We start from the raw sequence: 23,588 nt of genomic DNA, 5'->3' as shown, positions 1-23,588 counted from the left end.
CTGCTTGCCCTAACGGCCGGCTGCAGCGGTTTGGGGCGCACTCGCTGCGTCGACGTGCCGGGATCGGGCAAGGCACTCGTGCAATGCCGTCTCCCAGTCCGGCAGGCGGATGCCCCATTCGTGTTGCAGGCGTGCACAGTTCAGGCGGGAGTTGAGCGGGCGCTGGGCGGCGGTCGGGTAATCCTTCGACAGGATCGGCGTGATCTCGGCGCGCAGACGGCCCTGCTGACGAAGCTGCTCGGCAATGCTGCAGGCGAAGCCGTGCCAGGAGGTCTCGCCACTGGCTGTGAGGTGATACAGGCCGCTGGGGCCTGCTTCGCCTGCACTTCGCTTGCGCACCATTTCTGCCGTGGTACGGGCGATGGTGGCGGCCCAGGTCGGTGCACCGATCTCGTCGCTGACCACCGACAGCGCATCGCGCTCCTGCAGCAGGCGCTGCATGGTCAGCAGAAAGTTCTTGCCGTGCTGCGAATAGACCCAACTGGTACGCAGGATCAGGTACTCGCAACCGGCGGCCTGAATCGCCTGTTCGCCGGCCAGCTTGCTGGCGCCGTAGACGCTGAGCGGCTGTGGCACGTCCGCCTCGCTGTAGGGCTCGGCCTTGCGGCCGTCGAACACGTAGTCGGTGGAATAGTGGATCAGCGGCACGCCAAGACGTGCAGCCTCTTCGGCGAGTACCTGCGGCCCGCGCGCATTGACCGCGAAGGCCAGCTCACGGTGGCTTTCCGCCGGGTCGACGGCGGTGTAGGCCGCCGCATTGATGATCAGGTCCGGCCGCAACAGGCGCACCTGCTCGCGAATCTGCTCCGGATCAGCCAGATCCAGTGCGTTGTGCCCAAGCGCCAGCAGCTTGCCGGCGCCCGCCAGCTCCAACTGCAGCTCGCGGGCGAGCTGGCCCGTGCTGCCGGTGATCAGGATTTTCATGGAAACAGCTCCGCATCGCTGAGGCGCTTGCCAGCCTGGTCCTTCGCGGACAGTTGTGGTGCTTCGTCGAACGGCCATTCGATGCCGAGCTCCGGATCGTTCCACAGCAGGCTGCGCTCGTGCTCCGGCGCGTAGTAGTCGGTGGTCTTGTAGAGAAATTCGGCAGTTTCGCTGAGCACCACGAAACCGTGCGCGAAACCTTCGGGAATCCACAGTTGGCGCTGGTTCTGCGCACTCAGGTGAGTGCCGCACCAGCGGCCGAAGCTCGGTGAACTCCTGCGCAGGTCGACGGCGACATCGAACACCTCGCCGGCCACTACCCGCACCAGTTTTCCCTGCGGCTGCTGGATCTGGTAATGCAGACCGCGCAGCACGCCGCGCTGGGACTTGGAGTGATTGTCCTGGACGAACTGTCGCTTGAGCCCCGTGGCCGCTTCGAAAGCGGCCGCGTTGAAGCTCTCGTAGAAGAAACCGCGTTCGTCGCCGAAGACCTTGGGCTCGATGATCAGTACGTCGGGAATGCAGGTTTCGATCACTTTCATGCGTCTTCACCCGCCAGCTTGAACAGGTACTGGCCGTAGCCGGTCTTGCCCAGGGCATCGGCGCGGCGCAGCAGCTGCTCGCGATCGATCCACTTGTTCTGGTAGGCGATTTCCTCCAGGCAGGCAACCTTCAGGCCCTGGCGGTGCTCGATGGTCTGCACGTACTGCGAGGCTTCCAGCAGGCTGTCGTGGGTGCCGGTGTCGAGCCAGGCGAAGCCGCGGCCGAAGCGTTCGACGTTGAGGTCGCCGCGCTCGAGGTAGGCCATATTGACGTCGGTGATCTCCAGCTCGCCGCGTGGCGAGGGCTTGATCGACTTGGCGATCTCGATCACGTCGTTGTCGTAGAAGTACAGGCCGGTCACCGCGTAGCTGGACTTGGGCTTCTTCGGCTTTTCCTCGATGGACAGCGCCTTGCCGCTCTCGTCGAAGTCGATCACGCCGAAGCGCTCCGGGTCCTTGACCCAGTAACCGAACACGGTGGCGCCGCTTGGCTGGGCCGCGGCGCGTTGCAGTTTCTCGGTGAAGTGCTGGCCGTGGAAGATGTTGTCGCCGAGGATCAGGCACACCGAATCGTCGCCGATGAACTCTTCGCCGATCAGGAAGGCCTGCGCCAGGCCGTCCGGCGAGGGCTGCTCGGCGTAGCTGAAGTTGACCCCGAACTGGCTGCCGTCACCCAGCAGGTTCTTGTACTGCGGCAGATCCTGTGGCGTGGAAATGACCAGGATGTCGCGGATGCCGGCGAGCATCAGCACCGAAATCGGGTAGTAGGCCATCGGCTTGTCGTAGATCGGCAGCAGCTGCTTGGATACGCCAAGGGTGATGGGGTGCAGACGGGTGCCGGAGCCTCCGGCGAGGATGATTCCTTTCATGCGTTCTCCAGGGCGCCAAGGCGCTCGCGTTGATAGCTGCCGTCCTGAACGCGACGGCACCATTCGAGGTTGTCCAGGTACCACTGCACGGTCTTGCGCAGGCCGGTCTGGAAGGTTTCCTGCGGCACCCAGCCGAGCTCGCGCTCGATCTTGCTGGCGTCGATGGCGTAGCGCAGGTCGTGGCCCGGACGATCCTTGACGAAGGTGATCAGGTCTTCATAACGGGCGAGCCCGGCAGGCTTGCTCGGCGCCAGCTCTTCCAGCAGCGCGCAGATACCGCGCACCACCTCGATGTTCTTCTGCTCGTTGTGACCGCCGATGTTGTAGGTCTCGCCGACCTCGCCTTCGCTCACCACCTTCAGCAGCGCGCGGGCGTGGTCCTCGACGAACAACCAGTCGCGGATCTGCGAGCCGTCGCCGTAGACCGGCAGCGGCTTGCCATCGAGGGCGTTGAGGATCACCAGCGGGATCAGCTTTTCGGGGAAGTGGAACGGCCCGTAGTTGTTCGAGCAGTTGGTCACCAGCACCGGCAGCCCGTAGGTGCGTTGCCAGGCGCGCACCAGGTGGTCGGACGAAGCCTTGCTGGCCGAATAGGGCGAGCTGGGCGCGTAGGGTGTGGTTTCGGTGAACAGGTCGTCGACGCCGTGCAGGTCGCCATACACCTCGTCGGTGGAGATGTGGTGGAAGCGGAAGGCCTCGCGGCGCTCGGCCGGCAGGCTCTGCCAGTAGGCGCGGGTGGCCTCCAGCAGCTGATAGGTGCCGACGATGTTGGTCTGGATGAATTCGGCCGGGCCGTCGATGGAGCGGTCGACGTGGGATTCGGCGGCCAGATGCATGATGGCGTCTGGCTGGAAGTCCAGCAGCGCCTCGCTGACCCGCTCACGATCGGCGATGTCGGCCTGAAGGAACTGATAGCGCGGGTTGCCTTCCACGCTGGCCAGCGACTCGAGGTTGCCGGCATAGGTCAGTTTGTCCAGGTTGAGCACGCTGTGCTCGGTATCGAGGATGAGGTGACGGATCAGTGCGGAGCCGATGAATCCGGCACCGCCAGTAACGAGAATGCGCATAGTGATGGGGCTTCCTTGGCGCGCTGTCGAGCATCAGGCTCTTAGCATGTCGGCACGATAGACCGGCCACTGATACAAAAATTCCCGAGCGCTTCGGAGCGTCGGGTAACCGTGTGGTTACCAACATAAACACAGAGTGCTGGCGTGATGCCATAAAGCTCTGGGCTAGAGCGGTTGCCCCGGTGATGCGGGTGCTTTGAGGAGCGCCGCTAGCGCAACGACACCCGCAGTCGCGACAGCGCTCCGATGAAGAACACCGTGCCGATCAAGCCCAGGGCGAGCAGCTGCGGCCAGACGATGGACGGGCCGGCGCTGCGGAACAGGATCGCCTGCGCCAGCTCGACGAAATGCGTGGTGGGTGCCACCAGCATGATGTTCTGCACCAGCCCGGGCATGCTCTCGCGCGGCGTCACGCCACCGGAGAGGATCTGCAGCGGGATCAGCGTGAGAATCACCAAGAGGCCCAGCTGCGGCATGGAGCGCGCCACCGTGCCGAAGAAGATGCCCATCGAGGTGGCGGCGAACAGGTGCAGCGCCGCGCCCCCGGCGAACAGCCACAGCGAGCCCTGGATCGGGATGTCCAGCCAGCCCTCGACGACGAAGCGCAGGGCAAACGCCGCTGCCGCCAGCACCACCAGGCCCATGGCCCAGACCTTGCCGACCATGATCTCGAACGGCGTCACTGGCATCACCAGCAGGTGCTCGATGGTGCCGTGCTCGCGCTCGCGGATCAGCGCCGCGCCGGTGAGGATGATCGCCAGCATGGTGATCTGGTTGATCACCTCGTTCACCGCGCCGAACCAGGCCCGGCTGAGGTTGGGGTTGAACGCGGTGCGCACCACCGCTTCGACGGGCAGGGCGTCTTCACTGCGGTAGCGACGGACGAACTCGGCGGTTTCGCTGGCGATGATCTGCTGAATGTGCCCGGCGCCGGTGAACGCCTGGCTGACCTGGGTGGCATCGACGTTGAGCTGGATGGTCGGCTGGCGGCCGGCGAGCAGGTCCTCCTGGAAGCGCGGCGGGATGTTCAGGGTGAAGGTATAGAGGCCGTCGTCCATGCCGCTGTCCATTTCCTGCAGGGTGATGGCTTTCGGCTCGATGAAGTAGGGTAGCTGGAAGGCATTGATGATACGCAGCGAGGCCTGCGAGCGGTCCTCGTCGACCACCGCGATGCTCGCCCGGTGCGGCGCCTCGGGAACTGCCGTGGCGCCTTCGTAGATGGCCAGGGTGAACGAATAGATGATCAGCACCAGCATCGCCGGGTCGCGGTAGAGGCTGCGCAGTTCCTTGAGGCCGAGTTGGAAGATGTTGCCGAGTTTGCGTCGCAGGCCGCCCATGTCATTTCTCCTGCTTGCGCAGGCCGGCGACGCTGAGCAGGGTCAGCAGCGGAATGGCCAGCAGCATGGGAATGAAATAGGGATACAGCTCGGCCAGGCCGAGCGATTTGGAGAACACCCCGCGGCTGATGATGAGGAAATGGCTGGTCGGGTAGAGCTTGCCGAGGAAGGCGCCGACGCCCTCCATCGCCGAAACCGGATGGATCAGCCCGGAGAACTGGATCGCCGGCAGCAGCGTGACGATGGTGGTGCCGAAGATCGCCGCGATCTGGCTGTTCAGGATCGACGACATCAGCAGGCCCAGACCGGTGGCGCAGGCGACGTAGAGCAGCGCGCCAAGGCAGAGGGTGAGAATGCTGCCCTTGATCGGGATGCCGAAGACGAATACCGCCAGCAGTGCCAGGGTGGCGAAGTTGAACATACCCAGGGCGATGTAGGGCAGCTGTTTGCCGAGCAGGAATTCCAGGCGAGTGGTCGGCGTGACATAGAAGTTGGTGATCGAGCCCAGTTCCTTCTCGCGCACCACGCCAAGGGCGGTGAGCATCGCCGGGATCATCATCAAGAGCAGCGGAATCATCGCCGGCGCCATGGCCGGCAGGCTCTGCACGTCGGGGTTGTAGCGGTAGCGGATGGCGACGTCGGCCGGTGACACCTGCCCATCGACACCGGCCTCGCGGGCCAGTTGCTGCAGGTAGCTCAGGTGAATGCCCTGCACATAGCCCTTGACGGTGTCGGCACGCATCGGCATGGCGCCATCGATCCAGAACGCTACTTGCGGGACCGCACCGCGCTTGAGGTCGCGGCCGAAGTTCGGCGGGATTTCCACCGCCAGGCTGATGTCGTTGCTGCGCAGGCGCTGGTCCAGCTCGGCATGGCTGGCCAGCGGCGCCTTCTCGATGAAGTAGCGCGAGCCGGCCATGTTCAGCAGGTAATGCTGGCTGGTGGTGGTCTGGTCGCGGTCGAGCACGGCATAGGTCAGGTTCTCCACGTCGAAACTGACCCCGTAGCCCATGATGAACATCAGCAGCACGCTGCCGAGCATGGCCAGCGTCGCGCGGATCGGATCGCGGCGCAGCTCCATGGCCTCGCGGCGGGTGTAGCTGAGCAGGCGGCGCAGGCTGAAACGGGCCTGGCGTGCGTTATTGCCTGTGGTCTGGGTGGGACGGCTCGTTGCGGCGAGCGGCGCTGCTGGCTGTTCGGCAGCACATGCGGCGGCGGCTTCTTCCAGGTAGGCGATAAAGGTCGCTTCCAGCGTCGGCAGCCCGCGCTTGGCCATCAGCGCCTGCGGCGTGTCGCTGTCGAGCACCCGCCCGGCGTGCATCAGCGAGATGCGGTCGCAGCGCAGTGCCTCGTTCATGAAGTGGGTGGAGATGAAGATGGTCACGCCGTCTTCGCGCGACAGCTGCACCAGGAGCTCCCAGAAACCGTCGCGCGCCACCGGATCGACCCCCGAGGTGGGTTCGTCGAGGATCAGGATTTCCGGGTTGTGGATCACCGCCACCGCCAGCGACAGGCGCTGGCGCACGCCCAGCGGCAGGCTGCTGGGCAGGCTTTCGGCGTCGCCGCTGAGGCCGAAGCGTTCGAGCATCTCCTGGATGCGCGCCTCGCGCCGCTCTGCCGGCAGGTGGAACAGCCGCGCGTGCAGGTCGAGGTTCTGCCGCACGCTCAGTTCGCTGTACAGCGAGAAGGCCTGGGACATGTAGCCGACGCGCTGGCGGGTCTGCATGTCGTGCGGGTCCACCGGTTTGCCGAACAGCAGCGCCTCGCCCTCGCTGGCGGGCAGCAGGCCGGTGAGCATCTTCATGGTGGTGGTCTTGCCGCAGCCGTTGGAGCCGAGGAAACCGAAGATCTCACCGCGAGCGATGCGGAAATTGACCCGGTCCACCGCGACGAAATCGCCGAAGCGCATGGTCAGGCCGTGAGCCTCGATGGCGATGCTGTCGCTCGGCGGCTGCGGCGGGATGATCAGCTCGCGGTGCTGGCTGCGCTTGGCATCCGGCAGCAGGCGGATGAAGGCCTGCTCCAGGGTATCGCTGGCGGTGCGCGCCAGGAGCTCGGCCGGTGTGCCGGTGGCCAGCACCTGACCGGCGTCCATCGCCACCAGATGGTCGAAGCGCTGCGCCTCGTCCATGTAGGCGGTGGCCACCAGCACGCTCATCTGCGGGCGCTCGCCACGGATGCGCTCGATCAGCTCCCAGAACTGCGCGCGTGACAGCGGGTCGACGCCGGTGGTGGGTTCGTCGAGGATCAGCAGGTCGGGATCATGGATCAGCGCGCAGCAGAGGCCGAGCTTCTGTTTCATGCCGCCGGAGAGCTTGCCCGCCGGACGCTCGACGAAGGGCGCCAGGCCCGTGCTGCGAGTCAGCTCGGCGATGCGCCCGCGGCGTTCTTCGGCGGCCTGGCCGAACAGCCGGCCGAAGAACTCGAGGTTCTCGAACACCGTCAGTGTCGGATAGAGATTCTTGCCCAGCCCCTGGGGCATGTAGGCGATGCGCGGGCAGACCGCACGGCGGTGGCCGGCATCGCTCATGTCGCCATCGAGCACCTGCACGCGGCCCTGCTGCAGCTTGCGTGCGCCGGCGATCAGCGCCAGCAGGCTGGACTTGCCGACCCCGTCCGGGCCGATCAGGCCGACCATGCAGCGCGCCGGCAGGCTCAGGCTGAGGTCATCCAGCGCGCGGGTCTTGCCGTATTGCAGGCTGACGCCGCTGATCTCGGCGACCGGGGCAGGGGACTGGTTCATTGGCCGACATTGATCTGCAGGTGCGCCGGCCATTCGGCGTCGGCGTCCAGCTTCAGGTAGGCGACGCCCGGCAGGCCGGTCTTGACCTGTTCCATGTGCTGTTTCAGCAGCTCGGGATCGATCCGCGCCTTGACCCGGAACATCAGCTTCTCGCGCTCGCTTTCGGTTTCCACCGTCTTCGGCGTGAACTGCGCGACGCTGGCGACGTAGGTGATCTTCGCCGGGATCACGTACTGCGGCGCGGCATCGATGATCAGCCGCGCCTCGGAACCCATGGCGACACGGCCTGCCTGGCGCTCGGGCAGGAAGAAGGTCATGTAGACGTCGGCCAGGTCGACCAGATTGAGCAGCTTGCCGCCGGCGCCAAGCACCTCGCCCGGCTGCGCCACGCGGTACTGCACGCGGGCCACGCGGTCGGTCTTCAGCTCGCTGTCGCTGATGTCCGCCTGCAGCCGCACCACGCTGGCCTGGGCAGCCTCCAGCGCCGATTGCGCCTCGATGACCTGCGACCTGGCTGCAGCGATACCGGCATCGGCGGACAACACCTGGGCGCGCGAGGCGGCCAGCGCGGCCTGAGCGCTCTGCATGGCGGCGAGATCATCATCCAGCTGCTGGCGCGGCATGGCGTTGCGGTCGACCAGCGTCTTGGTGCGCTGGTGGCGCTTCTGCGCGGCGGTCAATTCGGCACGGCGCTGCAGCACCACGGCCTCGGCGGTGGCTTTTTCGCTCTCGCGCTGGGTAACCAGCGCCTGGGCGGTGAGGATGGCGTTCTCCGCCTGGCGCACCTGGGCGCGGGCCTGGTTGAGCTGGGCGTCGAGCACTTCGGTGTCCATGCGAGCGATGACCTGGCCCGGCTGGACGAAGTCGCCCTCGTCGACGCTGATCTCGCGGATACGCCCACCGAGCTTGGTCGCCACGTCTATCTCGGTGGCTTCGATGCGCCCGTTGCCGCTGGCGAAGCCATCGCCCAGACCATCCGTACGCAACTCCGACCAGGCCAGCAGGACGATGACCACGAGCGCGACGAGTGCGAACAGCACCCGGCGAAGGTTTTTCTGGGCTGGCGCTTTCATGAGCATTCCTTACGTGAAGCGATAGTTCGCATGCTAAGCGATGGCCGGGTGGGTTGCGCTTAGCCTGAATCAATAAAACCGCTGTTTAGCGCGTTTATATGACCGTTTCGCCGGATTTCACCGCGCAAACTGGCTTTTTGCCACCTCGATCGTCCAGCGTTGCAACTGGCGGCTCAACTCGTCGCTGGCCGCGCCGAAGGCCGCCACCACGCTTTCCAGCTGCGGGCTCGCGCTGGGCCGACGAATCTCGAAGCGGCGGCTGGCGAGGATGCGCTGGCCCGGGGCCGTGGCCAGCTGAGCATCCAGCCGGACCAGCACCTGCGGCCGGCCATCGATGTATTCGCTCTGGAACGCGCGCAGTTCGCTGAACAGCTCCAGCTCGGCGAACAGGTTGCTGTCCTCGTTGCTCACCGCCACCGGTCCGCTCTGGCGGAACTGCTCGATCAGCCGGTCGCGCAGCAGGGTCGGCGCGGCGTCGCTCCAACGTGCGCCCTGGTAGCTGCTGATCTGGTTGCCGTCCGGCACCACGGCAATGCGCGAGCCGGCCAGGATGCGGCTGGCATGCGGGGTGTGGATGCGCAGTGCCTGCTGCAGCCGCTCGCCTGGCTGGCTGGCCGGCGCCTCGGCGGCAGGCAGCAGGTACACGCGGATCGACTCGGCCTCGGGCAGCAGGGTGCAGGCCGCGAGTGTGCCAAGCAGGCTCGCGAGGGCAAGGGGGCGGATCAGCGCAAGGCGACTCATGGGGTGAACTCCTGGATCTTCTCGCGGCCGAGCAAAAAGCCGCTGGGATTGTCTTCGAGGCGCTGGGTGACACGCCGCAGGGCGCCGAGGGTGCCGCGCAGTTCGTTGACCGCCGGCCCCAGCTCGCTGAAGCCCTGCAGGCCATTGTTCAATGCACCCTGATTGCTCGATAGCAGGTCGTCCAGGCGCGACGTGGCGCGCTCCAGCGCGGCCATGGACTCGCCGGCGCTGCTCAGCAGCTGGCGTCCTTCGTCATCGATCAGGCCGTTGGCGTTCTGCGTCAGGCGGGTGATCTCCGCCAGCGCGGTGTTGGTCTGTTGGCCCAGCTGGGCGAGCTGGGTCAGCGCTTCGCTGAGATCGCCACGCTGTTCGGCCAGCACGCTGGTGGCCTGTTCGAGATTGGCCAGGGTGCGGCCGATGCGCTCGGCGTTGTCCTCGGAGAGCATCAGGTTGGCGCTGCGCAGCAGGTTGTTGATGTTGGTCATCAGGTCCTCGCCGTTCTCCAAGAGCGCGCTCAGTGGCGAGGGGTCGGCGATGATCAGCGGCGGCTCGCCGCGCTTGCCCTCCAGCGGCGGGCTCTGCGGTGTGCCGCTGTGCAGCTGGATGATCATGCTGCCGGTGATGTTGGCCAGCGCCAGGCGTGCGCGGGTGTCCTGCTTGATCGGCGTGCCGGCATACACGCGGATGCGCGCGCGCACCTTGCGCGGATCGTCCGGCTCCAGCCACAGCGCTTCGACGTCGCCAACCTTGATGCCGCTGTACTCCACCGAACTGCCGTTGGACAGCCCGCTGACCGCGCGATTGAAGCTGATCTCGTAATAGTTGTATTCGCGATCCATGCTCGACTTGCCCAGCCAGAGGGCGAACAGCAGGGCGCCGCCGACCGCGAGGACGGTGAACAGGCCGATCAGTACGTGATGGGCGCGGGTTTCCATGTCAGTTCTCCAGCAGGTCGGCGGCTTGCTGCGCCGCCCGGCCGCGCGGGCCGTGGAAGTAGTCGCGGATCCAGGCGTCGTCGGTGGCTTCCACCACCTCCAGGCGATCGGCCACCAGCACGCGCTTGCGCGACAGCACGGCGACCCGGTCGCAGATGGTGTAGAGCGTATCCAGATCGTGGGTCACCAGAAACACGCTGAGGCCCAACGCGTCGCGCAGGGTCAGGATCAGCTGGTCGAAGGCCGCCGCGCCGATGGGGTCGAGGCCGGCGGTGGGCTCGTCGAGAAACAGCACTTCCGGGTCCAGCGCCAGCGCGCGGGCCAGCGCGGCGCGCTTGATCATGCCGCCGGACAGCTCGTCGGGGTACTTGCAGGCGGCGTCGGCCGGCAGGCCGGCCAGCGCCAGTTTCAGCCGCGCCAGGTGCTCGGCGTCGCGGCGCTCGAGCCCGGCGTGCTCGATCAGCGGCAGGGCGACGTTCTCCTGCAGATTCAGTGAGGTGAACAGCGCACCGCGCTGGAACAGTACACCGAAGCGCCGTTCCACCTGGGAGCGGCGTTCGGCCGACAGCTCCAGCAGGTTTTCGCCGAACACGCTGACGCTGCCGGCGTTGGGCCGGCGCAGGCCGACGATGCTGCGCAGCAGCACCGACTTGCCGGTGCCCGAACCGCCGACCACGCCGAGAATCTCGCCGCGACGGATGTCGAGGTCGAGGTTGTCGTGCACGGTCTGGCTGCCGAAGCGGTTGACCAGCCCGCGTACCTGGATCAGCGCGTCGTCGCTCACCAGCCCATCTCCATGAAGAACAGCGCGGCGATGGCATCCAGCAGGATCACCATGAAGATCGCCTGGACCACGCTGGAGGTGGTGTGCTCGCCCACCGACTGCGCGCTACCGCTGACCTTGAAGCCTTCCAGACAGCCGATCACCGCGATGATGAAGGCGAACACCGGGGCTTTGCCCAGCCCGACCAGAAAATGGCTGACGGCGATGTCGCGCGCCATGATGTTGAAGAACATGGTCGGCGAGATGTCCAGCGCCAGCACGCACACCACCAGCCCGCCGGCGATGCCGCTGAGCATGCCGACGAAGGTCAGGATCGGCAGCGTGATCAGCATCGCCAGCACCCGTGGCAGCACCAGCAGCTCGACCGGGCTCAGGCCGAGGGTGCGAATGGCGTCGATCTCCTCGTTGGATTTCATCGAACCGATCTGCGCGGCGAAGGCGCTGGCGCTGCGTCCGGCGAGCAGGATCGCCGCCAGCAGCACGCCGAATTCGCGCAGGAAGGAAAAGCCCACCAGGTTGACGGTGTAGATGGTCGCGCCGAAGTCGGCGAGCACGGTGGCGCCGAGAAAGGCCACCACCGCGCCGACCAGAAAGGTCAGCAGCGCGACGATCGGCACCGCGTCCAGCCCGGTCTGTTCGATATGCACGGCCAGCGAGGTGAGCCGCCAGCGTCGCGGCCGTGGCAAGGTCAGCAGCAGCGTCTGCAGGGTCAGGCCGATGAAGCCGAGTAGTGCGCGCTGTTGCTTCCACAGCGCGGCGACGGCGCCGCCGATATGCGCCAGCACATCGCCGAATTCATAACCGCGCGGCGGCTCGGCGGCATCCGGTTGATTCAGGGCGGTGGCGACGGTGCGCAGCAGCGCCAGGCGTTCGGCCGGCAAGCGCGGTGCCCAGGCTTCGATGGCGGCGATCCGCGCGTGTCCCAGCAGCTCCACCAGCAGGCCGGCGCCTGCCGTATCCAGTGCACCCAGTTCGCTCAGTTCGATCTGGCTGCGCTCGTCGATCCGCGCCCTGAGCCGCTTCACCTCATGTTGCAGTGCCGCGTAATGGGCGAGGGTCCAGTCACCGACTATGCGCGCCCGCAACGGTGAAGCGCCCGGTTCGATTGTCACCGAACCGGGAGACGAGGACGTGGTGGCGCTCATCTTCTGCAAACGGGTGCCTATGTCGGGCGATGGAGTCCTGATTGATGCTAGCAGGGCACTGCCCGGCAAAACAGGACCGGGTAGCCCAACGTCGGCAATCGGCGGTGGGCGTCGGTTGCTGATCCATGGGCCTCGACGGTCGCGTCAAAGTGCGCCGTTACGCTCGAGCCGATAACTGCTGATCGCCTCGTACACCGCCTTGCGCAACCGATTGATGCCACCGATGGGGCGATGCTCCGGCAGTGCGTGCCAGGGGTTGAAGCTGAGGTTGTCGCAGGCCAGGTTCTGCTCGGGGCTGTCGAAGTCCTGCGGCGGCAGGCGGATGTCGGCGACCGTCTCGAACGGGGAAACGGCCTCGCTCCATTCGATGCTGGTGTCCTCGATGGGCATGTAGTGCTCGGCGTTCTGCCGCTGCACCTGCAGGGCGAAGCAGGCGGGTGCGCGGTCGAGGGACAGTTGCTGGTAGAGCGCGCTGCGCAGGAAGTTCGGCAGGTCGTGGTTCTGTTCGGGCAGCTGGTAGGTCGGGCAGTCTTCCGGCGCCGGGATGACCCGGTACTTGATGTTGTGCGGGCCGAACTTGTACGGCGCCACGGAACTGTAAGTGGTGGCCACCGGGCTCTCGGGCGCGGGCGCCAGGGTCTGCAGCGCGATGAATAGATGGCGCAGCTCCCAGCTGCGCGGATCGATGCTCGGGAAGAACGCCAGCGCCTTCTTGCCCTGCGCCTGGGCGGCGAAGTTGCTGCGGTACTCGGCGACATCGCGGACGAAGAACACCGGATGGTTGAACATCACGAAGTCCTGCTCGCCGGCGTGGCGCGGGTCACGCGTGAGCTTTTCCCCCGGCACGTCGAGCAGCTTGATCGCCATGCCGCGGGCGTCTCGGATGCGGTCGAATTGTGGGTAGGCGTTGCCGTTGGACAGCCGTACCCAGGCCTGCCAGGTCTTGCCCGGCTCGTTGAAAACGCCCTGGCGCAGTGCCGGTTCCAGGTCGGCGCGCACGCTGACTTCGGCGCGTACGCAGCCGTGGGCCTTGGCATGGGCGTCGCGCAGCACGCGGGTGTTCTCGCTGTGCTGTTCGACCACGGCGATGGCGTCGGCGATGATCGCCTGGGTGTCGGCCGCTTCGCTCGGCGCGATGACCTCTTCGCTGGAGACGGGGCCGCGATGGGTCAGGTGAAAATGCACGGCGGCAATCGCCCAGCCGGCCAGGCCGATGACAGTGATGGCCAGCAGCAGCCGGCCCAACAGGCGACCGATCCAGAGCCAGAGTCTTGTGAGCATGTGGCAGATCCTTGTACGGGGACGGGTCAGGGGCAGCTTGGGCCGGGGTTGTGGGCGCGCGCCGGCAATTCCTCGAGGCGCGGCTCGAAGCGGGGGTCGCCGAGCACCTTGAGGTACTCGACCAGCGCCCAGCGCTCATGCGGCGCCAATGCCCGGCCGATCACGCCATTGCCGCGGCAGCCGGCGCGGAATTCATGGCCGCGGTTGCCGTTGCCGGTGATCGCGGTATCCAGCAGAAAGCCGCCGTCGAAGCGCTCGGTGCGAATACCCACATGCCGCGGATCGTATTCGCGGCTGCCGACCCAGAACTGCTTCTGCCGTTCGGCCACCGGCGACAGCAGCTGGAACAGCGTCGGCACCGAGCCGTTATGCAGGAACGGTGGCGTCGCCCAGATGCCGTCCAGCGGGCGTGCCTTGTAGCCGCGCAGTTCCTGCACGCCGATCGGCAGACCGAAGCCGTCGAATTCCGCGCGCTCGGCCTCGCCGATGCCGGCGTCACGGTAGGCGCGCGCTTCGACATAGGCGGTGATATAGGCCAGCCCCTTGGCGCTGGACAGGCTGGCGAGATCGAGCGGGCCGGATGGCGCGCCATACAGCTGTACATCCAGACGATCCAGCTCGTCCTGGGTCCAGCCCAGGCGGGTCAGGTCGAAGCGATGGTCGGCGATATTGTCGGCCGTGGTCGGATCGGTACCGACGAAGGAGGTGGGGATCACCTTCATGCGCCACTCGGGGTCGCGCTCGGCAGCGAAGCGCTTGTCGACCGGCTTGGGCCTGGCGTCGTGACAATGCGCGCAGTTCTCCCGATACAGTGCGCGACCGAGGCTGGCCTGCTGGAGATCGATCGCGCCCAGCACTTCTTCTGGCCAACGTGGCGGGGTCAGCTGCATGAGGGTGGTTTCCAGCCTGTGCAGGTCGCGTACACGAACGCCCGATGCGTAGCGCTCGTTCTCGGCGACGGGCTGGCCGTTCTCGTGCAGCAGCTGCAGCGTGGCGCCGACACCCAGCGCTTCGCCGATATTGCGCGCCATCGGCTGCATGGCCGAGCCGTTCCATTGCACCCAGTCGAACTTCCAGATATCCCACAGATGCGGGTAGCTCACCGGCGCGTTGGCCACGCGGTAGTTCGCCGGATCGATGGCATCGCCGAACACGCTGTTGGCGATGCGGCCGAATGCATCGGTGCGGCCGAAGCCTTCTTCGGTGGGGTAGAGCCCACGGTGCCAATCGTTGTAGGCGGTGCCGAGCAGGCGGTCGAGCACCTGCTTGAAGTCGTGGCGCAGCTGCTCGCGATCCTGCTCGTAGCGTTCGCCCAGCACCTGCTCGGCGAAGCGACGGAACTTGAGCGGGTTGTAATAGGTGAAGGCCATGCTCATGCCGAGCGCCTGGCCAAAGGCGCCACCACGCAGGGTCGGTACGGTGGAGGCCAGCGAATGCATCGCCGCGCCACCGTCGATACGAATGGCCTGACCCTGATAGCGCAGCTCGCCGGTGTGGCAGGCCGCGCAGGTGACATCCAGGTACGCGCGGCCGCTCTCATCATCCTCGTGACGGGCAAAACCGACCGGCAGGTTGCCAGGATTGGCCGCGGTGGCCTGCTGCGCGGGATCGACCAGAAAGCCGAAGCGGGCGAGGTAGTCCGGCGTGGCGAACTTGTCCCGGCTGAAGGGCAGCTCCAGCGCGCGGAACCAGTCGTACTCCAGCCCCTTAACCTGGGTGCCTTGCGGCGTGTAGTAGTAGGTCTGCCGCTGCGCGGCGTCCCACTGCTCCAGATAATTCAGTGCCTCGGGCGCCTTGTACTCGGGCAGGTTCGGGTAGGCCACAAAATACAGCCCAACCCCCGCGGCCAGCACAGCCAACAACAAGACAGCCCCCAGGGCTCGGCGCAGCAATCGCATCGGTACATCCTTGTAGCATCATGGCGAGTGCGCGTTTATGGCAGAGTTGTGGGGTGATGGCAATAAGATGTCGCCGCTTTTGCGGTGACAGATAAGGGTGAATGCGTGCTCGGACAGTTATTCAATGTCAAGCAAACTTCCCTTCACGGAGGCTGAAATGCATGAGATATAAGTTAAGTAGTTAGAATTTTTCTTAACTAATATGCCGTGCTCGGGTATTTGGACATCAGCCACTCTGTTAATTCTGGATGTAACCGTATACGAATAGGCGCCATTGGTGAACGTGACAGAGTTACTCAGTTCGCTGCCGGTCGCGTTACCTATTGATATGTCAACCTCATCAACTAATCTGTTTAATTCAAGCTCGGGTGTGCGGCCCGGATGCCCAAATTTATAGCTGATCGTATTGTTCTGTTTATATAGCTCTAGGGTTCTATCGGATTCCGATTTGCAGTAAAAAAATGGTGGTAGACGTTCCACTGCTGCTGTAACTGGAGCAGTAAGTGCCACGATCATAGCATAGATGCTGGCGTGTATAATTCTAAGCATCATATTGGACGGGGTGCCTCAGGCGGTGAGAAAGTTTAGTTTTTATTAATAGCTTGCAATAGCTCTGTAGCTGTCAGGCGCTTCAATGAATGTGCGACAGGGTCCGTTTCCACATCCAGTGCTGATGCTGTAACACCATCGACGTCATAAACCAAATAAGCGTTACCGGTCACTACATAAATTTTCCCGGCTGCTGACGCTATGGTTTTCGGAGTAGTAGAAATTAGATCTTCGATCGAGTCGTAGCGAAGCGCAACAAGCACATTGCCTAGCTTGCCGAGGGGTGTCACAGCGGCTTCAGCAGGCTCGGCCATAACAGATTTTAGGGACGCTCTATTAGACTCATCAATCCAGGCGTCTGTGTAACGGAAAGCTATCCTGGTAATTGCTCGATAGTACCTTGTTAAGGTTGCAAAAAGCTTTTCGAATGGAGGCACCATTCTGCCCGTTGCGAATATTGCTGTATATGCAGTCGATAAGAGGGATATTATCTTTGAATTTTAGGGTATAAAAGACTTCGAAATGTGTATTCGATCCAGAGTTTTCATAGCTCAATGCGGGCCCGCCATTGAACCGCACCAACGTTCTGGCTGGCTGCCCTGCGTAGCCAACAATGTCGGTGATAATTGTCGTTTCCGTTCCCTGCTTGATCGTCAGAGTGCCCGCGTCCATGTCTGCTGTATAGATTTCCGCCACCCCGTCATCGTTGGATGAAATGGTGTAAGCGCTTGCGTGTGCGCTAGTGGTCAGCGTTAGTGAGATAAGCAGAGCTAAAAACCGTACGTGTTTCATGGAGCGAAGATTTCCTTGCCGAGGACGTTTTCCTAAGGATGGATTAATACTTTCTTGCATAGCCGGCTATAAGTTTCTGCTGATCAGATCCGTTGATTATTCTACGAGTCCTTACATAATCTACCCCAGCAGAACTAATATAGCCGTTTAGTTTTTTGCCGGTAAAAATCCCTTCTTTCATACCCCAAATCATAATTGGCACAGAGTGTTTAGGCTCGGCTGTTTTATCCGGGCGGTTGCAGGAGCTGAGTGCAACACGGTTATTGAATTGAAACCGGAGCATCATGCCGCATTGCCATGGCATTTTGCATGACCTCTCCCATCACCTCGATGGGGCATTTGAAGTCGAAGCGCTTGCGCGGTCGCATGTTCAGTTGCAGCGCAATGGCGTCCAGCTCCTCCTGGCTATGTACCGACAGGTCTGTGCCCTTGGGCAAGTACTGGCGAATCAGGCCGTTGATGTTTTCGTTGCTGCCGCGCTGCCAGGGGCTGTGCGGGTCGCAGAAGTAGATCGCCACGCCGGTTCTTTGGGTGATCTCGGCGTGTCGCGCCATCTCCCGGCCCTGGTCGTAAGTCATGCTCTTGCGCATCTCCAGCGGCATGCTATTGAGCGCGGCGCTGAAGCCTTCCAGCGCCGAAGTCGCCGTCGCGTCGTTCATCTTCACCAACATCAGGTAGCCACTGGTGCGTTCCACCAGCGTACCGACGGACGAGGCGTTGGCCTTACCCTTGATGAGGTCGCCTTCCCAATGCCCCGGCATCAGCCTGTCTTCAATCTCCGGCGGGCGCACATGAATACTGACCATCTCGGGGATCTGGCCGCGCCGATCCACGCCACCAGAGCGCGGCCGGCGCGTCGTCTTGCCTTGGCGCAGACAGATGATCAGCTCCTTACGCAGCTCACCCACTGGCAGGGCATAGATCGCGTTGTAGATCGTCTCGCGACAGACGTAGGCATCTCGCAGGTTGGGTATGTTCATGCTGCGCAGCTTGCCGGCAATCTGCTCGGGAGACAAACGCTCACGCAGCATATGGGTCACCAGTTCGAAGCGCTCGCTACCCGGCAACAGTTTTCGCATCGGTCGACAAACCTGGCGGCGGGCCTGCATTTGCTGCTGGGCCAGGCGGGCCGAGTAGCCACCGCAAGCACCTCGGTTACGGCGCAGCTCACGGCTGATGGTCGAAGGGGATCGGTTGATCAAGCAGGCAATCCTGCGCAGGCTGAAGCCTTGGGTACGACCGATTTGAATGGTGGCGCGCTCTTCAACGCTGAGTTCGGTATAAGACATAGGGGCAGCACCGTACCGGAAAGGTCAGGTGTTGCACTCAGTTTTTGCCGCCGCCCCGGTTGGCTTACGAAATTGAAATTGGCTTGTAGAGTGCGGGCGGATCGTAAGGTTGATACTCATCATTTGATCAGCAGCACCGACGGGTTGATCTTGAAGCTCAGTCATTACCTAGCGCGCCGCGCGCATGCTTAGCGACAGCGGGCTACAGGTGGTCCCCGCAATCAATTGAAGAACTATAGGATTGATCGTCATGTTCTCCGTCCACAATCCTTGTTCTACTTTTTTTGAAGATGGAGTGCCTATAAGCCATCAGCTCCCATGGGAGTAAGATATTTTCGCTCGAAGTATTTCTGGCTTATTGATCTGGTTGTGGTTGTATTTGTTTTTAAATCAGTTACGCGTTCAACCCCTGTAAGCTTCTCATACTCGAATTCGGCAGAGTGCTTTTCGTGGCCCACTGATTTTGAGGCGATGTAACGACAACAGCCATCTCGAGATAAGGATAGTATCGCCCTTTCGCTATGCAGAACTTTAGGGTTCGACAGCATTGACGTTTCCTCAGAGTATTCAAATGCTTTTTTATTTGGCTTGTAAGTCCATGCAATGTAAGTTGTATTGGAGCCAGTGCTGCTCTCGAGTACTCTCAAATCAGGGAAGCCGTCGAAATTGTAGTCCTCGAACACTATCGATGTGGTATCCGTTAGGGTCTCTACTTCAAGATTTTGGGTTCTGCCATCTATAAATTTAATTGCTATATTAGTGTTTGGGTGATTTTTGGAAATGTCTATTCCGTTAATGAGATTTTTGTAGCTTTTGCTGAGGGCGCTGGCATGAATACTGTGGCTAATCCTGTCACCTTTCCAAGTGCCCTTCATCAATTGATTGTCAAGCTCGGCACTTATCTTTACCTCGCCTAAGGTGGACTTTTCTATCAATATTATATGGTTGTTTTCAATTGAGCCTCGCAGCGGTATGGCTGTGCCATATTTTTTATAGTGGTAGCCTCCTACGATATCGCCGTCAGTTTCCGATAGCGTCATAAAAATTTCGCTTCCAGCGACCTTGCCTTCATAGGCTATTATCTCTGTTACAGATGCAGTTTCAGCATGGCATACGTGCAGATAAGCTAATGAAAGAACTGCAGTGATAACTTTCTTCATAGAATTCCCAAAGCTCGCTTTGCTCGTTCCAGCATTTGCGCGCGGTGATGCATGTTGTTAGGTTCTTTGCTTCTGTTTGGGTAGAATGGCCTGTCCTGCCTTGCCCATCCATTCACGTAGACTGATACCCAAAATAAGTCATCGCTATCAGCGGCTGCATTTAAGTTAGGTTTCAGCATAGCCCAGTAGTAGCCGGATGCGAGTGCTGCAAGCTTTGGATTGTACGCCAGCTGCTCTGCGCGCTCAGTGGAACTTGTAATATCGAGGTTTTCGAACTCTTTTATGTTTTTTAGAAAGGCTTCGCAGGCTTCGTAATTGCTTCGCCCAGTTATTTGCAAGAGTCCGCGCCCTTTAAATTTTTTCCCGTCGCCTGCTTGGGTGTTTCCCAGGTCTGAACGACCTTCGTATTGTTTGCCAGAGCTGAGTTCCGCAGAGTACCGTAGCTCTCCTGTTTCATGCCCTATTTGAGACAAAAAATGTGCTATACGAAGAGGTGTGTTTATTTCAAATGCTTCAAGCGTATTGTTGATCGGAAGAAGGTACTTATCGAGTATCTCGTCGGAAGCTGAGTTCATGATATATGCAAGCGTTGCTCTAGAAACCAGAAGAGCCCTGTTGGCGAAGCTTGATAAAAAACCGTTTGGTGAAATATTCCACATTATTCCGCTCGTAGGAATCCCATGTCTCCCAGCTAAATCGCTCCACCAACTCAACGTCTCGATTCGCTGCTTTTCCACCTCCCAAACAAGGTTCGGTTTTCCGGGCTCCTCCGCTAACAAGGGATCAAGCTCATCCCACTTGGCCTTGTTCCAGAACCACTCGCTTTCATATCTTGCAACCAGTTGACCGAGTACTTGAGCGTGCCAAGGCCTGGCCAGCGCTGCTCGGATTTCAGCGCTGGTCAGTACGCCATCCTTATCGGTATCGGTGATATCGTAGAGACGAGCGAGCGTTACGATTGGGCCGCCATCGGCCTTGCTGATCTGCGCCCGGTAGTTGTGCTGTTCGTCTGCGCTCAGCAGGCCTCTGGCATTGAAAGCGTAGGCGAGCTTTTCGAGGGGCGTTCCGGTTTCCTCGATGCACTGGAAGCCTTCCCACTCCCACGGGCTGTGGCGAGTAGTGATCAGCTCCTGCTCGGCGAGCCAGCCGTCGATGGGATTGCCGTCAGCGTCGGCGAACAGGCCGTCCAGCCGCCACCAGTGCATAGTGTTGTCAGCGCCATCCTTGACCTGGATTTTTCTCGAAGCGGGAAGCTCATCCAGCAAGGACTGCGGAATGATCAGGTCGACGCCGATCTGCGTGCCGTCGTCGTCCAGCTTGGGCGGGTTTTCGGCGCTGATATTCTCCCGGTGCGGGATCAGTTTGCTCGCGCCTTTATAGACCTTGAGCAGGGTTTTCTGGTCGTCCGGCAAGCGACTGGCCCAGGCGCGGCTCCGGGCGATGAACGCGGGCACATCGTCGCAGCTGAACAGTTCGACATGGACCATGCGCTGAGCAGCGCTGTCGTGATTCTGGTACAGGCCGGGATGGCCAATAAGGTCACCTGCCTTGATCGGCACTCCGCTGTCGAGAACGACTACCTTGTCGTATTCCGCTGGCTCGCTGTGCGGTTTGAGCAAGCTGGTGGATACATAGCCGGGTATGTGCCCCTCGTCGTCGGCTGATAGGGCGGGTTGTGCCGTCCCGCTGATGAGGCTGAGCAGCTTGCTGAACTCGCCTTCCGTCTCGCCGATGGTGAGCTCGGCACCCTTGGACAGCTCCGACAGCTTGGTGGTGTGCTTGCTCGGACCTGCGCGAACGCTCAGGCCATCGTGCTGCGTATTCACGGTATAGCGTTTGGTTTCCCAGAAGGCGGGGCGCGGAAGGTCCGCTTGTGCCTGGTAGCCCGCCCAATCCAGCAGGTGCATGTACAGGCTGTAGAGGGTGAGGCTTGGAGGGGTTTGTCCTTCGACGATGCTGCCGTCAGCGTTCTTCAGTGGCGGCGGCTGCAGGCTGTGCTTGACCAGCACGAACCCCGTGGAAAAGGGCGCACGTTTGACCAAGGGAATCTCGTCGGTGAATTCGCTGACCGGGTAGCGCTGGTCGATGCGGTAGGCAATCACCTCGCCGTCGGCGATACAGCGCACGCTCGACTGGTCGAATACAGCGGCCGTGCCTTCGTCGAAATGCACGCCGCCATGCCATAAGCCGTTTTCGCCGGTGGGGTAGAACCCGCCTTTGGCCTGGGCCATATGTGTAAGCAGTTGCAGCGGATTGTGGCTGGTGTCCTTGCTGGGAAACGGATAAGCCCAATTGATCGGCTTGTGTTCGGCCATGTTCGATGCTTCCTTGCGTTCGAGCCGGCTGCGCAGCCGGCTCTGTCCTGTTCTTAGCCTGAAAAATTGAGCGAGCGCTTGCGTTTGCTGAGCAAGCTGTCCGCCTTACCCGGCATTGCCTGCTCTAGTAGGCTTCCGGCCTTGTCGCTATCTGCCATTCCCGGTAGCACCGGTGATTTGATCTTGATCCCCGAACCCTTGCCCGGTGCGCCGCCGGCGTTGATTCGCGCCAGCGGGCCGGAGACGGTGATGCCGCCGGGGTCGAGCTTGATGAAGCTGCCGCCGGCCTTGAGGGTCAGTTCGACGCCGGCTTCGATGACCATTTTCTGCCCGGCCTTGAGGTGTATCTCGCGGCCGGCCCTGGTCAGCTGGGCGGTGCCGAGCTTGATGTGCTGGGTCTGGGCGATGGTGAGGTGGTCGTCGGGTTTGACTTCGACCTTGCGATCGCCTGCGATGATGAGGTGCTCCTCGGCGCGGAACTCGCTGTAGCTGTTGGCTTCGACGGTTTCGTGGCGTTCGTGGCCGACGCGGATCTTCTGGTCGTGCTCGATGTTCTCGTCCCAGTCGCGCTGGGCGTGGACGTAGATCTGCTCGGCGCCCTGGCGGTCTTCGATGCGCAGTTCGTTGTAGCCGCCACCGCCCGGGCTGCTCAGGGTCTTGAACAGCGTGCGGGTCTTGTTGGCCGGGAGGTCGTAGGGGACCTGATGCTCCTTGTGGTACAGGCAGCCGGTCACCAGCGGCTGGTCGGGATCGCCTTCGAGGAAGGTCACCAGCACCTCCATGCCGACCCGCGGGATGGCGATGCCGCCGTAGCGGTCGCCGGCCCAGCTGGAGGAGACGCGCAGCCAGCAGCTGGTCTTGTCGTCGGCCTGGCCTTCGCGATCCCAGTGGAACTGGACTTTTACGCGGCCGTACTCGTCGCAGTGGATCTCTTCGCCGGCGGGGCCGGTGACCACGGCGGTCTGGCTACCGAGCACCTTCGGTTTAGGATGGTGAAGGGCCGGGCGGAAGGGGATGTCCCAGGGCGTGGCGCTGAAGCGGTTGCGGTAGCCCTGATGGAACTGAGCGTTGCCTGGAGCGCCCTCCCCCCCAGCCCCTCTTCCGGAGGGAGAGGGGAGCTCCAGTACCGACTCCTCCAACACCTGCGGCTGCTTGCCTTCATGCAGCACCTCGGTGAGCAGCCAGAGGTCGTTCCATTCGCGGCGCGGGTGGTCGGAGATTTCCAGTAGATGGCCGCTGACCAGTCGCGGCTGGTCGCTGTTGCCCTCGCCCAGGCGGTAGTCGTGGCGGTGGCGTTCCAAAGCGCGTTGCGACAGGTGCTTGCCATGGGCGCGTTCGGTGAAGCGGCCCGGATAGTCGTAGTCTTCCAGGTCGGGCTGCGGCATGGCGTCCGCCGCCGGCTCGCCGCGATGGGCCGCTTCCATCAGTAGCCTGGGTTGTTCGAAGTCGTAATCACGACGGCTGACGCGGCTGGTGCGGGTCGCGACGCGCACGGCGAAGCGCTTGATCACCGGCTCGTCGGCCGTCATGCCGTTGTCCTGCAGATAGGCGGTCGGCTGGCCGAGCCTGGCGAAGCTGGTCTGATCATCGCCGAAGACCAGCGCATGACCTGTCGTGCTGTGCTCGAAGTGGTAGTGGATACCTTCTTCCTGGCACAGACGCTGAATGAAGTGCAGGTCGGATTCGTCGTACTGCACGCAATACTCGCGCGGTGGGTAGACCACCGGGCCGAGTTGGAAGCGGTAGGCGTTGGCCTGGATGCCGTGTTCCTCGAGCACCTGGGCGACGATCTGCGGCACGCTGAGGTGCTGGAAGATGCGCTGGTTGGTGCTGTGGACGAGATAGGCCAACTGCGGCACGAGCGTGAGCCGGTAGCGGGTCAGGCGCTTGCCCGATTCACCCTGGGCGATGCGGTGGACCAGGCCGTGGATGCCCATGCCGGCGGGGTCGAAGGCGAGAAAGGCGGGCTTATGCAGCAGTGCCTGTAGATCCAGGTCGGGGCGCTCGCTGACCAGTTCCAGGTCGAAGCGATAGGGCTGGCTGATGGCCTCGCGGCCCTGGAATTCGAGCACCTTGAAATCGTGTGCGACGCCTTCCAGGGTGAGGCTGAAATGGGTTTCGTTGGCCGCGTTGAACATGGGCTT

The 23,588-nt window shown here is 62.5% G+C and carries 19 protein-coding genes; all 19 read right to left on the bottom strand.

Annotation, left to right across the window (positions count from 1 at the left end):
- Positions 1 to 9 precede the first annotated feature (9 nt).
- The 19 genes from rfbD to tssI all read right to left on the bottom strand — a co-directional run bounded on the left by rfbD (position 10) and on the right by tssI (position 23,582).
- The gene (rfbD, locus tag P5704_013345) at positions 10 to 924 is read right to left on the bottom strand and encodes a dTDP-4-dehydrorhamnose reductase (protein ID WOF77055.1); all 915 of its coding nucleotides are present in this window, start codon (positions 922 to 924) and stop codon (positions 10 to 12) included.
- Complete coding sequence (gene rfbC, locus P5704_013340; protein ID WOF77054.1) at positions 921 to 1,466, bottom strand: dTDP-4-dehydrorhamnose 3,5-epimerase; 546 nt, start codon at positions 1,464 to 1,466, stop codon at positions 921 to 923. Before rfbC ends, rfbD begins: the two co-directional genes overlap by 4 nt.
- Positions 1,463 to 2,335, bottom strand: coding sequence for a glucose-1-phosphate thymidylyltransferase RfbA (rfbA, locus tag P5704_013335; GenBank protein WOF77053.1), 873 nt, complete (start codon positions 2,333 to 2,335; stop codon positions 1,463 to 1,465). Before rfbA ends, rfbC begins: the two co-directional genes overlap by 4 nt.
- Positions 2,332 to 3,402: a dTDP-glucose 4,6-dehydratase gene (gene rfbB / locus P5704_013330; GenBank protein ID WOF77052.1), complete on the bottom strand. Its 1,071-nt coding sequence runs from the start codon at positions 3,400 to 3,402 to the stop codon at positions 2,332 to 2,334. Before rfbB ends, rfbA begins: the two co-directional genes overlap by 4 nt.
- A 209-nt stretch (positions 3,403 to 3,611) precedes the next feature.
- On the bottom strand, positions 3,612 to 4,739 hold the full coding sequence (locus P5704_013325; protein ID WOF77051.1) for an ABC transporter permease: 1,128 nt from the start codon (positions 4,737 to 4,739) through the stop codon (positions 3,612 to 3,614).
- A gap of 1 nt (position 4,740) precedes the next feature.
- Positions 4,741 to 7,482 (bottom strand): ribosome-associated ATPase/putative transporter RbbA, encoded by a 2,742-nt coding sequence (gene rbbA, locus P5704_013320; protein WOF77050.1) that lies wholly within the window; start codon positions 7,480 to 7,482, stop codon positions 4,741 to 4,743.
- Positions 7,479 to 8,555 carry an HlyD family efflux transporter periplasmic adaptor subunit gene (locus P5704_013315; GenBank protein ID WOF77049.1) on the bottom strand — a complete coding sequence of 359 codons (1,077 nt, stop codon included), beginning with the start codon at positions 8,553 to 8,555 and terminating at the stop codon, positions 7,479 to 7,481. Before P5704_013315 ends, rbbA begins: the two co-directional genes overlap by 4 nt.
- Positions 8,556 to 8,672: 117 nt before the next feature.
- Positions 8,673 to 9,296, bottom strand: a complete 624-nt coding sequence (locus P5704_013310; GenBank protein WOF77048.1) for an ABC-type transport auxiliary lipoprotein family protein — start codon at positions 9,294 to 9,296, stop codon at positions 8,673 to 8,675.
- Positions 9,293 to 10,231: an MlaD family protein gene (locus tag P5704_013305; GenBank protein ID WOF77047.1), complete on the bottom strand. Its 939-nt coding sequence runs from the start codon at positions 10,229 to 10,231 to the stop codon at positions 9,293 to 9,295. Before P5704_013305 ends, P5704_013310 begins: the two co-directional genes overlap by 4 nt.
- Position 10,232: 1 nt before the next feature.
- Positions 10,233 to 11,018 carry an ATP-binding cassette domain-containing protein gene (locus tag P5704_013300; GenBank protein ID WOF81228.1) on the bottom strand — a complete coding sequence of 262 codons (786 nt, stop codon included), beginning with the start codon at positions 11,016 to 11,018 and terminating at the stop codon, positions 10,233 to 10,235.
- Positions 11,012 to 12,160 (bottom strand): ABC transporter permease, encoded by a 1,149-nt coding sequence (locus P5704_013295; protein ID WOF77046.1) that lies wholly within the window; start codon positions 12,158 to 12,160, stop codon positions 11,012 to 11,014. Before P5704_013295 ends, P5704_013300 begins: the two co-directional genes overlap by 7 nt.
- A 144-nt stretch (positions 12,161 to 12,304) precedes the next feature.
- Positions 12,305 to 13,441, bottom strand: coding sequence for a catalase family protein (locus P5704_013290; protein ID WOF77045.1), 1,137 nt, complete (start codon positions 13,439 to 13,441; stop codon positions 12,305 to 12,307).
- A 26-nt stretch (positions 13,442 to 13,467) separates the two neighbouring features.
- Entirely contained in the window at positions 13,468 to 15,339 is a 1,872-nt protein-coding gene (locus P5704_013285) for a di-heme-cytochrome C peroxidase (protein WOF77044.1), read from the bottom strand.
- A 584-nt stretch (positions 15,340 to 15,923) separates the two neighbouring features.
- Positions 15,924 to 16,202 carry a hypothetical protein gene (locus P5704_013280; GenBank protein WOF77043.1) on the bottom strand — a complete coding sequence of 93 codons (279 nt, stop codon included), beginning with the start codon at positions 16,200 to 16,202 and terminating at the stop codon, positions 15,924 to 15,926.
- 31 nt (positions 16,203 to 16,233) lie between these two features.
- The gene (locus P5704_013275) at positions 16,234 to 16,680 is read right to left on the bottom strand and encodes a hypothetical protein (protein ID WOF77042.1); all 447 of its coding nucleotides are present in this window, start codon (positions 16,678 to 16,680) and stop codon (positions 16,234 to 16,236) included.
- Positions 16,681 to 16,940: 260 nt separating this feature from the next.
- Positions 16,941 to 17,969 (bottom strand): IS30-like element ISPsp7 family transposase, encoded by a 1,029-nt coding sequence (locus P5704_013270; GenBank protein ID WOF77041.1) that lies wholly within the window; start codon positions 17,967 to 17,969, stop codon positions 16,941 to 16,943.
- A 299-nt stretch (positions 17,970 to 18,268) separates the two neighbouring features.
- Positions 18,269 to 19,129: a hypothetical protein gene (locus tag P5704_013265; protein WOF77040.1), complete on the bottom strand. Its 861-nt coding sequence runs from the start codon at positions 19,127 to 19,129 to the stop codon at positions 18,269 to 18,271.
- Positions 19,126 to 21,444, bottom strand: a complete 2,319-nt coding sequence (locus P5704_013260) for a hypothetical protein (protein WOF77039.1) — start codon at positions 21,442 to 21,444, stop codon at positions 19,126 to 19,128. The genes P5704_013265 and P5704_013260 overlap by 4 nt, the downstream gene beginning before the upstream one ends.
- Before the next feature lie 53 nt (positions 21,445 to 21,497).
- Complete coding sequence (tssI, locus tag P5704_013255; GenBank protein WOF77038.1) at positions 21,498 to 23,582, bottom strand: type VI secretion system tip protein TssI/VgrG; 2,085 nt, start codon at positions 23,580 to 23,582, stop codon at positions 21,498 to 21,500.
- Positions 23,583 to 23,588: the final 6 nt, after the last annotated feature.

It is taken from the genome of Pseudomonas sp. FeN3W (assembly GCA_030263805.2).
GTDB lineage: Bacteria > Pseudomonadota > Gammaproteobacteria > Pseudomonadales > Pseudomonadaceae > Stutzerimonas > Stutzerimonas stutzeri_G.
The sequence above is the reverse complement of the archived record's forward strand: the minus strand, read 5'-3'. Positions and strand labels throughout refer to the sequence as shown.

What these genes read in the sequence shown, in the direction of transcription:
- P5704_013280 (WOF77043.1), bottom strand. Translation starts at nt 16,202, where the DNA reads ATGGCCGAGCCTGCTGAAGCCGCTGTGACACCCCTCGGCAAGCTAGGC.
- P5704_013305 (WOF77047.1), bottom strand. Translation starts at nt 10,231, where the DNA reads ATGGAAACCCGCGCCCATCACGTACTGATCGGCCTGTTCACCGTCCTC.
- P5704_013260 (WOF77039.1), bottom strand. Translation starts at nt 21,444, where the DNA reads ATGGCCGAACACAAGCCGATCAATTGGGCTTATCCGTTTCCCAGCAAG.
- tssI (WOF77038.1), bottom strand. Translation starts at nt 23,582, where the DNA reads ATGTTCAACGCGGCCAACGAAACCCATTTCAGCCTCACCCTGGAAGGC.
- P5704_013270 (WOF77041.1), bottom strand. Translation starts at nt 17,969, where the DNA reads ATGTCTTATACCGAACTCAGCGTTGAAGAGCGCGCCACCATTCAAATC.
- rbbA (WOF77050.1), bottom strand. Translation starts at nt 7,482, where the DNA reads ATGAACCAGTCCCCTGCCCCGGTCGCCGAGATCAGCGGCGTCAGCCTG.
- rfbA (WOF77053.1), bottom strand. Translation starts at nt 2,335, where the DNA reads ATGAAAGGAATCATCCTCGCCGGAGGCTCCGGCACCCGTCTGCACCCC.
- P5704_013265 (WOF77040.1), bottom strand. Translation starts at nt 19,129, where the DNA reads ATGAAGAAAGTTATCACTGCAGTTCTTTCATTAGCTTATCTGCACGTA.
- P5704_013315 (WOF77049.1), bottom strand. Translation starts at nt 8,555, where the DNA reads ATGAAAGCGCCAGCCCAGAAAAACCTTCGCCGGGTGCTGTTCGCACTC.
- P5704_013290 (WOF77045.1), bottom strand. Translation starts at nt 13,441, where the DNA reads ATGCTCACAAGACTCTGGCTCTGGATCGGTCGCCTGTTGGGCCGGCTG.
- rfbC (WOF77054.1), bottom strand. Translation starts at nt 1,466, where the DNA reads ATGAAAGTGATCGAAACCTGCATTCCCGACGTACTGATCATCGAGCCC.
- P5704_013285 (WOF77044.1), bottom strand. Translation starts at nt 15,339, where the DNA reads ATGCGATTGCTGCGCCGAGCCCTGGGGGCTGTCTTGTTGTTGGCTGTG.
- P5704_013275 (WOF77042.1), bottom strand. Translation starts at nt 16,680, where the DNA reads ATGAAACACGTACGGTTTTTAGCTCTGCTTATCTCACTAACGCTGACC.
- rfbB (WOF77052.1), bottom strand. Translation starts at nt 3,402, where the DNA reads ATGCGCATTCTCGTTACTGGCGGTGCCGGATTCATCGGCTCCGCACTG.
- rfbD (WOF77055.1), bottom strand. Translation starts at nt 924, where the DNA reads ATGAAAATCCTGATCACCGGCAGCACGGGCCAGCTCGCCCGCGAGCTG.
- P5704_013310 (WOF77048.1), bottom strand. Translation starts at nt 9,296, where the DNA reads ATGAGTCGCCTTGCGCTGATCCGCCCCCTTGCCCTCGCGAGCCTGCTT.
- P5704_013325 (WOF77051.1), bottom strand. Translation starts at nt 4,739, where the DNA reads ATGGGCGGCCTGCGACGCAAACTCGGCAACATCTTCCAACTCGGCCTC.
- P5704_013295 (WOF77046.1), bottom strand. Translation starts at nt 12,160, where the DNA reads ATGAGCGCCACCACGTCCTCGTCTCCCGGTTCGGTGACAATCGAACCG.